General features: G+C 54.5%; 10 protein-coding genes and 4 pseudogenes. 5 read left to right on the top strand and 9 right to left on the bottom strand.

Annotated features, from left to right (window positions below; translation table 11 throughout):
- Positions 1-317 precede the first annotated feature (317 nt).
- Positions 318-506: a hypothetical protein gene (locus tag BB029_RS33735; RefSeq protein WP_256558228.1), complete on the bottom strand. Its 189-nt coding sequence runs from the start codon at positions 504-506 to the stop codon at positions 318-320.
- 124 nt (positions 507-630) lie between these two features.
- Here BB029_RS33735 and BB029_RS12845 point away from each other — a divergent pair.
- Positions 631-1,727, top strand: a pseudogene (locus tag BB029_RS12845) (IS5 family transposase).
- A 98-nt stretch (positions 1,728-1,825) separates the two neighbouring features.
- Here the strand turns inward: BB029_RS12845 and BB029_RS33730 are convergent.
- Both BB029_RS33730 and BB029_RS12835 read right to left on the bottom strand, forming a co-directional pair.
- A complete protein-coding gene (locus BB029_RS33730; RefSeq protein ID WP_174556998.1) occupies positions 1,826-2,221 on the bottom strand; it encodes a hypothetical protein in 396 nt (131 codons plus the stop codon).
- Positions 2,222-2,232: 11 nt separating this feature from the next.
- A pseudogene (locus BB029_RS12835) lies at positions 2,233-2,457 on the bottom strand (MarR family transcriptional regulator); the annotation flags it as partial.
- A 715-nt stretch (positions 2,458-3,172) separates the two neighbouring features.
- Here BB029_RS12835 and BB029_RS33195 point away from each other — a divergent pair.
- Positions 3,173-3,337, top strand: coding sequence for a hypothetical protein (locus BB029_RS33195; RefSeq protein ID WP_168166812.1), 165 nt, complete (start codon positions 3,173-3,175; stop codon positions 3,335-3,337).
- 138 nt (positions 3,338-3,475) lie between these two features.
- Here BB029_RS33195 and salA read toward each other — a convergent pair whose 3' ends face one another.
- The gene (gene salA / locus BB029_RS12830) at positions 3,476-4,771 is read right to left on the bottom strand and encodes a salicylate 1-monooxygenase (protein WP_065939442.1); all 1,296 of its coding nucleotides are present in this window, start codon (positions 4,769-4,771) and stop codon (positions 3,476-3,478) included.
- Positions 4,772-4,873: 102 nt separating this feature from the next.
- Between salA and BB029_RS34205 the strand changes: the two genes are divergently transcribed.
- Complete coding sequence (locus BB029_RS34205; RefSeq protein WP_083236382.1) at positions 4,874-5,152, top strand: LysR family transcriptional regulator; 279 nt, start codon at positions 4,874-4,876, stop codon at positions 5,150-5,152.
- 250 nt (positions 5,153-5,402) lie between these two features.
- Here BB029_RS34205 and BB029_RS12825 read toward each other — a convergent pair whose 3' ends face one another.
- Complete coding sequence (locus BB029_RS12825; RefSeq protein WP_065939441.1) at positions 5,403-6,350, bottom strand: LysR family transcriptional regulator; 948 nt, start codon at positions 6,348-6,350, stop codon at positions 5,403-5,405.
- Between the two features lie 107 nt (positions 6,351-6,457).
- Here BB029_RS12825 and BB029_RS12820 point away from each other — a divergent pair, with 107 nt between their 5' ends.
- Positions 6,458-6,703, top strand: a complete 246-nt coding sequence (locus BB029_RS12820; protein ID WP_065939440.1) for a DUF2790 domain-containing protein — start codon at positions 6,458-6,460, stop codon at positions 6,701-6,703.
- Between the two features lie 13 nt (positions 6,704-6,716).
- Here BB029_RS12820 and BB029_RS12815 read toward each other — a convergent pair whose 3' ends face one another.
- The 4 genes and pseudogenes from BB029_RS12815 to BB029_RS32045 form a co-directional block, all read right to left on the bottom strand.
- Complete coding sequence (locus BB029_RS12815; RefSeq protein ID WP_065939535.1) at positions 6,717-7,973, bottom strand: OprD family porin; 1,257 nt, start codon at positions 7,971-7,973, stop codon at positions 6,717-6,719.
- Between the two features lie 73 nt (positions 7,974-8,046).
- Positions 8,047-9,387 carry an aromatic acid/H+ symport family MFS transporter gene (locus BB029_RS12810; RefSeq protein WP_065939439.1) on the bottom strand — a complete coding sequence of 447 codons (1,341 nt, stop codon included), beginning with the start codon at positions 9,385-9,387 and terminating at the stop codon, positions 8,047-8,049.
- Between the two features lie 309 nt (positions 9,388-9,696).
- Positions 9,697-10,602 carry a catechol 1,2-dioxygenase gene (gene catA / locus BB029_RS12805; RefSeq protein WP_065939438.1) on the bottom strand — a complete coding sequence of 302 codons (906 nt, stop codon included), beginning with the start codon at positions 10,600-10,602 and terminating at the stop codon, positions 9,697-9,699.
- 60 nt (positions 10,603-10,662) lie between these two features.
- A pseudogene (locus BB029_RS32045) lies at positions 10,663-10,857 on the bottom strand (muconolactone Delta-isomerase); the annotation flags it as partial.
- Between the two features lie 115 nt (positions 10,858-10,972).
- Here BB029_RS32045 and BB029_RS12800 point away from each other — a divergent pair.
- Positions 10,973-11,728: pseudogene (locus BB029_RS12800) on the top strand (LysR family transcriptional regulator); the annotation flags it as partial.
- Between the last annotated feature and the right edge of the window lie 727 nt (positions 11,729-12,455).

Raw genomic sequence — 12,455 nt, 5'->3', positions numbered from 1 at the left:
AACGGATCCTGGGGGACTCGGTGGACCGCAAAGAGCCATGGAGCGAGTGTTCATGCGGAGCACGGGGGATTTGCAGGGCCGACTACTGTAGAGGGAACAGCAAGACTGCCCCGCACCCTCGAAATCTTGCTGTCGGCAAGCGGAGCGCGCAGGCCCGCGAGCCCGACGGCGGCCACCCCGGGACGCAGGCAGCATAGTCTTTAGGTTGCGAAAAAGTACAGATCAGCAACACTCAATTTTCTTGATCTTCGGGATATGCTGCCTGCGGAATTGCTACCCAGCCTTCGCGAGTGATGCCTGCTCCAATACGCATGTTCTTACTTTCGGTTGCCGCCCAGTGCCCGCCCCGGTGCAGTACGGCGCGAATCACTGACTTCCTCGACTTCATCTTCAACTGCTGGTGCCGGCTTACCCTTCAGCGCAGCCATCACTTCAGCGGCAGCGTTGGACGGTATCTCGAACAGGGTCAGGGTTGAACCCAGGCTGCTTTTGGTGCTGGTGCCCAAGTTATCGCGTGGCAGTTCCTGCGCTTGCCACCAGCAGGCCGTTGAAAAAGACCAGAACGGGAACGAATTGGATTCTGGCAAACTCCCCCGTCATGTTCCTCAATGTCAGCGGAAGACCGAGCCGATGCGCGGACCCGATCTCAAGCAAAATGACCTGTAGTTACACGACGCTTGAACAGCGTATCCCCAAGGGTCACCCGCTACGCCCGCTGCGTGAGCTGGTTGATACGATCTTGGTATCGATGGATTCTGATTTCGAGGCGTTGTATTCCTCGCTGGGACGCGCCTCGATTCCACCAGAGCGGCTACTGCGGGCTTCATTGCTGCAGGTGATCTACACCGTGCGTTCCGAGCGGCAATTGGTCGAGCAGATCGATTTCAATCTGCTTTCTCGCTGGTTCGTCGGCCTGTCGATGGACGAACGGGTGTGGGATCACTCAACTTTCAGCCAGAACCGTGACCTTCTGTTTAACCAGGATATTGCACGCCTGTTCTTCCAGCGCATCAAGTCGCTGGCCCAGTGGTCGCAGTACGCCAGCGATGAGCATTTCAGTGTGGACGGCACACTGATCGATGCTTGGGCTTCGCATAAATCCTTCGTCAAAAAGGACGATGGCGAGAAGCCGAACGATGAGCCGCCAGAGGGTGGCCCTCGCAACAACTACCTCGATTTCAAGGGTGAGAAGCGCGGCAACAAGACTCACCAATCAACTACCGATTCCCAGGCACGGTTGGCTCGTAAGAGCCCATCCGATGGCAGCCGCCTGGCCCATATGGCCCACACGCTGATGGAAAACCGCAATGGGTTGATCGTGGATGTTGAATGCACCGAGTTCAATGGACACGCCGAAGTGGTGCTGCCTAGAAGATGCTTGAACGCACGGCCAAACCTGGCAGTACCGTGGGGGCGGACAAAAGCTACGACCAGAAATTTTTTGTCCAGATGGCGCGCGATTTGAAGGTGACACCGCATGTCTCGAGAAAGGCTATCAAGAGCGCGATTGATGGCCGTAAGACCCGCCATCCGGGTTATGGCGTCAGCATGAAAATACGAAAAAGAATCGAGGAAGGATTTGGCTGGTTAAAGACCGTGGGCGGCCTGCGCAAGACCAAGCTGATTGGCCGTGAAAAGCTCAGCGCCCAGTTGCTGCTGGCCTTTTCGGTATACAACTTGATCCGTTTGGGAGCTTGTCAGGTTGGTGGCGTGGTTCGCATGCCTAGAAATCGCCCAAAGGCGAATATTTGCGCTGGAACTGGCAAAACACCCGCTGATTGAGGCGGGATAAAGGGCAGCGCCAAGCCTGAGCGGCTGAAAAATCTCAAGCTTGGCGGGTTGGGGGAGATAGGGCTGAATTTTTCAACGCCCTGCTAGAGGCATGCTGCTCCCTCTCGGCGTGGTGATCGGCCGGACCGGTGACCTTGCCAATTAAATACAGTCGACTAGCGGGCGAATAGGTTACGACCCAGTCGCCATCATGTATATCATTGAAGAACCGCCAGAATTGAGATTCGCCCGAAATAAACATCCCTTGTTTTGCTTGAGGTTCAGCAGACGGGTACAGAGCGATCAACTGTTTACCTCCGACTCCAGGCTTGGCATGTGCGGCCAACTGATTCCAGCCCACGGCTGAGAAACCCCTCGCCCGAAAATCCTCGTACAGGCTGCCACCGTCGCCGCGCACCACCCACATCCTGGCTATCTTGTTCCCTTTCATGTTCATGCTCATCAATCCAACGCGACCAAAAAATCGGTCGCCAATGCAGTCGGTTGGACATCCCGGACATTGCGCTGCAACGAGACCAGACCGTAATCCGCCATCAGACGCAAGGTACGCGATAGATTCGGAACCTTACGTCCGCTAACCTCAGCCAGTTCTATTAGTGACTTCGGATGTTTCTCGTGGATTGAGCGCAGCAAGTGCCGGTTGTCGTCTGAGATTACAGCAGCAAGATCGCGACCACGGCCGTGGCGCTGGCAGAACACTGCGATTTGGATATACATCGGCAGCGCTCATTTCTCGGTTCTGCTACCGTTCATGCAAATCCGTTTCAACTCTGCCAGAGCGGCATCGCACGCATCAGGAAGCACTGCGAGGGCGTCAATCAGATGAAGTGTAAGACACCAGCTGTGCAAGCGCATTACTTAATGGTTCCGACGCGGCGTGAAAACGAACTTGGATGGCAGGTTCTCGTTGGTGCCGCTCGTCTACGGCTGGCTGGTCGGCGTCGCATGGATTGATCACGGGGACTAGAAACGCGTTCGCGATAAGCCAGCTCCTTGTGATAAGAGCAGTCCATGGGAAACAGCCGATAAGCGTGATGATGACCTATTTTGAACTTGGCCAGCGAATATAAGGACCGTAATGCGTTGGAAATCAACTAAGCAGTCAAATATGTTTTTATCAAAGCCCACCTGACCGAACCGTGTGCTTCGGAGAGAGCAGGCGGCCACCATTTGCAGTGAATATGCGGAAAATGGGCTGGCCCGACTTGCCGAGCTTTCTCTGGCAATACAGAGACCTTCTTACCCATCTTAGCTGCGATCGTCAATTTGGGTGTACTCCTCGCACAGAGGTGCACCGGCTTCGTATAACGAGCCTTCGATAGTCCGAGGGGGCGCAATCCTCCCGAAGGCCACTTTTTCCTTCTCATCGTGGAGCAGGTCGATGAAATTCTCCAGTCTGAAGCCTTCCCATCAGTATCCTGGCTTCACCTTTGGCGCCGAGTCGAATCAGCTAATCATCCTCAACCCAGAAATCATCGTCGCTGATCTCCCACTCATCAATAAGCTTGATGCTTTCCGGCAAGATGGCAGCAGCACATGCTTATGATGGAATGCTGCCATTCGCGTCTTAGAGCCCCGCGGCCTCACTCTGCAGGCGTTGGATATCATCGGGCATGGAAATCACTAAGTCATGATGAATCCTGCGCTTCACTGGTCCTTGTCGCCACGGCTCAATAGCGCGACGTCACAGGGCTGGTGGAGTCGCTTTCCAGTTCAGCAGGCGTCGGGCATCTTCCAGATCCTTGTGTAGGTCGTGACCCCAAACCCAATCAAAACGACTTGCCAGCGTCGAGGAGAGTTGGGGCTCGTGGTCACCGATCACGGGATCGCGAAACTCGTACAACTCCCCGGCTTCCCACGACGTGCGTTGAACTCGGCAGGCGCGTGGGCGGCGTATGGCGTCGTAGATTTTGAGAAGGTCCTCAGGGGCGGTCTCAACGGCTTGCGGGTCTCCCAGAAGGCGAGCGAGCAACCAGGCATCTTCCAGCCCCTGCCCTGCACCTGCCCCCTGATGAGGCAGCATGGCGTGGGCAGCATCTCCGATTAGTGCAACACGCCCGTGGACGTAACCAGGCAATTCAGCCAGATCGTGAAGCGCCCAAAGCGTGGGGTGCGGGATACATTCGAGCAACACTCGCACTGCATCACCCCAAGCAGAGAATGCCTGGAGCATCTCGCTCTGCGTTGTAGGCTTTACCCAGGATTTATCGGCAGGCCATTTGGGATTCGGATGGGTGCGGTCCGAGACAAAGGCCACTACGTTGATGAGCCTCCCTTGTTTAACCGGGAAGGTAAGGATGTGGCCGTCAAGCCCCAAATACATCTGCGGGACATTTACAAGGTGCTCATCTATGCCTTGGGCGCGATAAGCAGCACGCAGCGTTTCGCTGTCGATCATGCCGCGATAAGCGGTGGTGCCGCTGAAGCGGGGAGCGACTAACGGGGCACCCAACCCACTCAATACGTGATCACGGATTGAAGACTTGATGCCATCGGCAGCAATCAGGACGTCACATTCGTTGCAGGTGCCATCGGAAAAAGTCACTCGCGGGCGTTGGCCGACCGATTGTTCAACGCTGACAGCGCGCTTGTCGAACTGCGCAATTCCAAGCGGCAGTTCTGTGGCCAGCACATCTAGAAAATCGGCGCGGTGCACAGAGGACTGCCCTACCCCTTCATAAATACTTGAGCCCAGGTAGCCCCCATCCGTTCCACGACGCCACTCGAACCAGATATCTTGCCAAGGTGCTTGCGTGCGATCGGCTATAGCTTGGTAAGCAGCGCCAATGCCCAACCCTTCTATCGCTCGGACAGCATTAGCGCCGAAGGAGACACCGGCTCCGACCTCGCCAAACGCAGGAGCTGATTCAAACAACTTTACCTCCAGATGGGCGTGACGACAAAGATCGAGCGCCAAGGCCACCCCGGCAATACCGCCACCTACGACACTGATTTGCAAAGCAGATTTTGAACTATTCATGGGCTAAACCTCGTGTTTTTTTTATTTGCCCCCCGATGATGCTCCGCTCATGAGCTATTGATAAATGGTCTTAAAAGCATACAAGCTATCACTGGACTGAATATGAGAGGGCTGAGTCCGCAGCGACGACCACACAATCCTCGCGGCATCGGCCTGAATCAACTGGTCATTTTTCACAAGCTACTGCTTGGTCGCAGTGTCTCGCTCGCTGCGGACAAGCTAAGCATGACCCCTCCCGCCGTCAGCAACGCAATGAAGCGCCTTCGCACGGATTTTAGGGCTGATCTGTTGGCCAGACGAACCGCCAAGCCCCTATGCAGAACAGAGCCCCGAGCCAATTCCTCGTGGAGTCGGACCGCCGGTTGTTGCGCTGAATGGTAACGATGACTTCAAGCCAAGACTCAAAGAGAAACGTTCGCGATGATATTCATCGGCATCGGTGAAACCTAATCATGCCGATGCTGGTCTCAGCACAGCTGGAGTGGCGCGTTTTATTAGCCCGCGATCCGGGCACACCGTATAAACGGCGGAGTATGGCGGCATCGACCTTCACGATTCCACCGTGGTTTGTTTCCTGTCTCGACCGGACAACTGCACAGACGAAGTCAGGTTTCCTCTGACTTCGAGCGGATCAGCAGACCGTTTCAGGGATGGCCCAGTACAAAGGGTTGTCAATGACCTCAAGGTGCTCCGCGAACAGTTGAGGGAGATGCGCCTGGAGAAACTCCACCCAGGTACGAACCTTGGCATCCAGAAACCGCCGAGACGGGTACATGGCAAATATGTTGCGTTCTCGCAACTTGTAGTGAGGCAACACTCTGTTCAATGATCCATCGCGCAACCCCTGGGAAGCGCTGAAAAAAGGGAGCAGGCTTATCCCCATCCCTTCCTGTGTCGCCTTGACCATCGCGTCGGCCACATTCGTCCGGAATGCACCGTCCGGTGGCACCGACACGTCGCCTTCATCGGTCTTGAACACCCAGTGGTCTTCCTGAAAGTCTTGTAGGTGCAAGCGCTTGTGACTTTCCAACTGCTGCGGATGCGATGGCACGCCCCGATTCTCCAGATATTGTGGAGCCGCACAGGTCACACTGAATATCTGCCCTATGATCTGGCTGACAAATGCGGAATCGGGCAACGTATGCGCGATCGATATGACGATGTCGTGGCCTTCCTCAAGCGGATCGGGATTATGTTGAGAGAGGTTCAACTCGATGGAGACGGCTGGGTAGCGCTCGCTGTATCGGGCTATCAACGGCGTCAGTAATACTCCAAGGCCGCTCATGCAATGGACGCGCAAACGTCCGATGGGGTTGAGATGAGCACCCCGTGCCTCGCCCGTGGCCTCGCTAACGTCTTCAAGAATATCGCGGCATCGCAGCAGAAAACGTTCGCCTGATTCAGTCAGGCTCAATCTGCGCGTCGTGCGCTGAAGCAGTCGGGTTTCCAGATGTTGCTCTAGGTCAGCAATCAATCGTGAAACTTGAGCCCCCGATAAATTCAAAACCTCAGCGGCTCCTGAAAAGCTTCCGCTGTCCACTACTCTGGTAAACACCAGCATGCCATTGAGCAGATCCACCTATGCCTCTCGATTGCTACGTTAAAGGTATAAGTGCTTCACGGGTTGCTGCATTTATCACGGCTGATGGTTCGGTAAAATGAGCCATACACCCAGAGGATTTCATCATGAACATAAAAATCATAAGCCTCTCTATTCTCTTTACATCGACAGGGGCGCTGGCAGCGGGCAGCGGCGAACAAATCCAACTGTCGGCCAGCCCAATTTCGCTGGACATCCAGCATGTCGTCTCAGTCACGGCCGTGCCTGGCAGTTGCCAGGTGGAACCGGCGACCATGACTTACGTCGACAGCCAAGGCATCACCCACAGCGTTACGTACAACGTGATGGGGACCTGCGAGGGAGGTGTCTGACCATCACTTTCACTCAAAGTAATTTCCACGTGTAACTGAAGATCAGGCGATTTTCGTCAATGTCGCTGCGGTAATTTGATCTTGCCATGACGTTCCGCACGCGAATACCCAACCCGCTGAGCATGCCGCTCTGAAACGCGTAGCCGATATCTAGGTCTCGCTCGCGATCCTTACCTTCATAGCCTGCGCCAGTGTCAACATTGTCGCCGCTGATATATCGTACCGTCGTCCTGAGTCCAGGAACGCCGAGCGCAGCAAAATCGTAATCATACCGCGCCTGCCACGAGTGCTCATTGATGGAGGCGAATTCGTAAGTGGGTACTTCGTTACCCAACGGGGAGATGTTGGCGAATACTCGGGGAAATGCACTGTCCCCGTACATGCCTTGATAACCCACATAAACCGTATGACCACCATGCTCGGCTGACAACAGGGAGAAAAAAGCCTGGTTGTCTATTGTTCCGAGTTCCTTACTGCCATCCGCTTTGGCATCGTAGTACCCCAGATTAGCGCCCAGCACCCAATCCCCGACGGGTTGACTGTGCTTCAGGCCCACAAAGTTCTGGGCATATATGTCTTTCAATTGTCCACGCCATAGGCTGACACTGGTGCGATTGCTGTTAAAACTGTAATCACCGCCTAGATAGTTGAAGGCGTCGCTGTTAGCTTGACGTTGAGGAATATAGCCCAGCATTGCGATCATTTTTTCGTCACCCGCTTCATTGCGCAGGCTGGTGCTGGTGAGGTGACCTGCTTGCACGGTCAATCCAGTAATTTCGTTCGAAGTTAAGTTCACGCCTTGATAGCTCGGGGGCAGCAGGCGTATGTCGCTGAATGCCAGCACCGGGAGATTGGGTTGCAACTCACCGGCCCTCAGCTCCGTGTGAGAGACGTTGGTTTTAAACGTCAGGCGCAGCCGGCTGTAGTCATCGGCCGCTCCTCCATCCTCCTTAACGGGCAACAACCCTGTGTTGGCTACGTCCGGGCTGCTGTCGAGCTTGAGGCCTAGGGTCCCCAGTGCGTCCATACCGAAGCCTATCGGGCCTGCCGTGTATCCTGACTTGATTGTGAGGATGAAGCCCTGCCCCCACTCCTCAGTCCTTGACTGCTGGTTCGCACCAACGATGTCGGAGAAGTCACGGCTGAAGTAGTAATTGCGCGCTTGCAAGGTCGCAGTCGAACCCTCGACTAAGCCGCTATCCGCCGCTGACGCTGCTAGAGGCACACCCAATAGAGATAGCAAAAAACGCTGCGTGGTCTGCTGCGTCATGTCGTCGCTCGTATTTATTATTATCGACAATGGCTGGCCCCGCATGGGCGCGCCGTTTTTTTCCAGAGATGTATCAACCCTCAGCCGAGGCTGACGGGATCATCGTTTGCGTGCCGCGGCTCTCGTTCAAAGCGAACGCGATCATGACCAGCGCGGCGACGGCACCAGGGATCGCAAACGCCATGAAGTTCAGTTGCAACGGCAAGTCGATAGCCATCAACGCGCCGCCGAGTATCGGGCCGATAATCGCGCCGTTGCGACCGATGCCGGAAGCCCAGCCCAGACCAGTGGAGCGCGTGTGCGAGCCGTAAAGCTGCGCCGTGCCGGCATATAGCAAAATCTGGGTACCGATCGTCGTCGCGCCAGCAATAAAAATCAGCAGGTACAGAACTGGCATTGGGTTGTTAATGCCAAGCAGACTGATCGAAATTGATGCCACCCCGAAGAAACCCACCACGACCTTTGTTAGGTTCAAACGATCTCCCAGCCATCCGCCAAGAATCGCGCCAGCCATCCCTCCGAAATTCAGTGCCATCAGAAACGAAAGGCTTGAACCCAGGCTGTAGCCGGCGTTAGCCATCAGCTTCGGCAGCCATGAACTCAGAGCGAAGACCATCAAAAGGCAACAGAAAAAAGCCACCCACATCGCCACAGTCCTCACTGCCAGCCCGCCGCTGAAAAGCTCCACCACCGAGGCGCCCTTGCCTTTCGCCTCGACGATCTGGAGCACATCATCAGAAGTGATTTCGCTTTCCGGCGAGAGCCGAGCAAGTAATGTTCGCGCCTGATCAACGTGGCCCTTTCGGATGAGAAACCCAATCGACTCAGGGAGAAGCGACAAGATCACCGGAAGTAGCAGCAAAGGCAGCGTGGCAGCGAAGAACATTGAGGGCCAGCCAAAATGCGGAAGCATAAAAATGCCGACACCGGCAGATACAACCCCGCCTAGGGAATAACCACTGAACATCAACGCCACAAGAGTACTGCGCATCCTTTTGGGCGCGTATTCGGTCATTAGCGCAACCGCATTGGGCATCAACCCACCACATCCCAGCCCCGCGATGAATCGACAGATGCCGAATTCCGCCGGGCTGGTTGCAAACCCATTAATGACCGTTGCAACACTAAACAGCGCGAAGCAGATAGCGATGCCTTTTTTACGTCCGATTTTGTCAGCCAGGCTGCCAAAAACCAGCGCGCCGAACATCATGCCGAACAGCGCGTAGCTACCTAAAGCGCCGGCTTGCAAAGGCGTAAGCCCCCATTCTTTCATGATGACGGGCAAGACGACGCCGTAGATGAACAGGTCGTAGCCGTCGAAAACCAAGAGCAACGCGCAAAGTGCCGTGATCAGACCGTGGAAGCGCCCGAAACGGGCGCCGTCGATTACCGAATGAACATCGATTGTCCGCATTGCATTGTTCTCATTCTTTTTGTTGTGAGTGCGTAATCCGCGACCAAGCCGTCGAGAAGCCAAGGTTGTTTTTTAAAAGACTGATGCAGTTGAGGTCATGTGAACAACCACAATTGAACCGCCTAGGTAAAGCACTGGCCACGCATTTATAAATCACCAGGTTAGCCAACGCCGAAACGGGCAGATAGAGCACATTGTTGCTCAGCTCAGGGCAGCAAATAGCGCCGGCGTTAACATAGGCGTTTACCACGCCGTGAGAGTCTGGTTGTTTGCGTTGATTAATTACGACAGCGACTTCGAAAAATAGGGTCACCCCTCCAACGCTCGCACTCGCTCAGGACGCACTTGATCTTTTTCCGATGCGGTAGCCTGTAGCACGAAATCGAATTCGATATCAGCCCGAACTCCGTTCGCATCTTCACTGAAATGGACCTCGGCTATCAGCTCGTCTCGGGTTGCATACGCAAAATCGTCGTGCAGGTATTGGTCACCTGCCAGATTGATTTGAGTCGTCAGATGGCGATGGCCAGAGGCCGAAATGAAGAAGTGGATGTGAGCCGGCCGCTGACCGTGGCGCCCCAATTGATCTAGCAATTGCTGAGTCGGGCCATCCGGCGGGCATCCGTAGCCAGAAGGTACGATGCTCTGGAACCGGTAACGCCCCTCGGCGTTGGTCACAATCCGACGACGTAAGTTGAACTCCGATTGCGAAGGGTCGAAGTAGGAATAAGTACCGCCGGAGTTGGCGTGCCAGACATCAACGACTGCATTGGCAATAGGCGCGCCAGTGGTGTCCCGAACCTGCCCGGTCATGAAGAGCACTGTGCCTCGATCCTGACCGTCGTCCAGGCGCGCATAATATTCTGAAACCGGTGCGCCAGCGACGTAAAGCGGGCCCTCAATCGTGCGAGGCGTCCCACCGACGTGGCCAGCCTGCTGATCTTCAGCATCCATCAGCATGTCCAAATAATGCTCAAGCCCAAGGCCCGCTACCACCAGACCGGCTTCTTGACGGCTGCCGAGCTCATTAAGGTAATTGACGGCTTTCCAAAACTCCTCGGGGGTGACCTGCAAGTCTTCAATAACTTTGATCGATTCAGTCAGAACCCGGTGCACTACAGCTTTCGCGCGCGGGCTCCCGCCTACCTGGTCCAAACCTGAGGCTTTTTCAAGGAATTTCTGGACTTCGATAGTTTGCAAGATACGAACGGCCATATCTTTACCCTCATCAATATTATTTTCTTATCGGTGCCAGTACCGTCAAGACGGATGACCTCAGCGGTCGTCTGCATGAATAGACGACGGATGTCTGCAAATCGGCGTGACCTCAATCTCCGTATAGGCATAGAGAGGCAATTGCACCAGCGTGTCATGTAACGACTGATTGTCAGCCACATCAAAGATGCTAACGTTGGCGTACAATCCCGCGAGACGCCAAAGATGTCGCCACGTGCCTTCCTGCTGCAAACGATGACAGTCATGGAGGATTCCGTCTGCGTTTATGTTTGTTGCTATGCGGAGAGTGACGGGAGTGAATTGTACCGTCCAATATTGAATAGGTCTCGCTTAATACCTTGGAGGTATCGTGGAGCTTCGTCATTTACTTTACTTTCGCGTGCTCGCTCAGACACTCAACTTCACACGCGCTGTTGAACGGTTGAATATTGCCCAGCCACTGTTGAGTCGGCAGATCCAGCAACTCGAAGATGAGCTGGGGGTAGCACTGCTGGAGCGTTCCCGCCACATACGCTTGACCGAGGCTGGGCGTTTTTTTCAAGAGCAGTCAAATCAGCTGCTCGAACAATCCGCATGCATTGGTGACGACACACCGCGTGTCGACACTGGTCAGAAGTGCTGGCTCGGAATTGGCTTTGCCCCTTACACGCTCTACTGAGCCCTACCAGCGCTGATTCGTCAGTTGCGTAATCTCGGAGATGTTTTGGAGCTGATCACTCTGCAGCAACTGGAGGCCCTAAAGAGTGGCCGTATTGATATCGGCTTCGGTCGAATTTTTATTGATGATCCAGCCATCTCACAACAAATATTATTCTAGGATCCCTTGGTCGCGGCTCTACCCGCTAACCATCCACTGTTAAGTGGCGCTGTCACTCTGAAGCAGCTTGCATCCGAAGCTTTCGTACTCTACCCAGATACTCCACGCCGCAGTTATACCCACCATGTATTGGGCATATTTTCAGACCAAGGCTTGCGGATCAGAGTTGCACAAACGGTCAACGAAATGCAGACAGCGTAAGGTCTGGTCGCCGCTGGTATTGGAATCACATTAGTACCTGCGTCAGTGCAACGGCGCTCCGATGAACCTGTGTGCTGCATGTCGCTGGGTTGGGCAATCAGTTGCCGCCGGTTTTCCCTGGGCGGGCAGATTTTGTACGAGGAGGTCAGCTGTCGGGGTTGCGCCAATGCGACCTGGACACCGTAGGCAAATCGGCGGCGCACTGGCACGGAGCACAACATTCAATACACTCCCTCCCGGGCGGACCGAACATTTACGAATTTCAGGTGCGGCAGGTGCAGGTAGCAAATATTCGCCAGCGCTTCTCATCACCTGGTCAAGCGGCTTGCAGCAATCGGTGCGCAGGCTTTCAAATCAACCTACAACTCGAATTAATGGGACTGGGCTCAAAGAGTGAAAGATGGCCCCACGGCTCCCCGTCCAACTGTAACAACCCATGTATTCGATGGGAATAACACATGAAGGCCGATTTAACCACCTGACAAAGTGGTGCATCGTAAGCGAATGTTGGCCCGCACTTTGGTAACCCTTTAAATCATGCGCGCTGAAAGATCAGCAAGACGAGTCACTGTATCAAAACGTTACTAATGGCGTTGCGCATCACAGTCTAAACCGCTAGCGTAACCTAGTAGTCTTTTATTATGAAGATTTTATGACCGAAGGAATTATCGCAGTCAATCAGCGAGAGCATCATTATTTCAAAGGGACTTCGACCTGTTATGCGTCTCCAAGATCCAACGGTAACAGGGCACGGACCAGAAAAAAACGAACGGTTAAAATAACACGCAGATATTTTTTTGGGAGATATGGCTTT

The organism is Pseudomonas sp. S3E12 (assembly GCF_001702295.1).
Lineage (GTDB): Bacteria > Pseudomonadota > Gammaproteobacteria > Pseudomonadales > Pseudomonadaceae > Aquipseudomonas > Aquipseudomonas marginalis.
The sequence above is the reverse complement of the archived record's forward strand: the minus strand, read 5'-3'. Positions and strand labels throughout refer to the sequence as shown.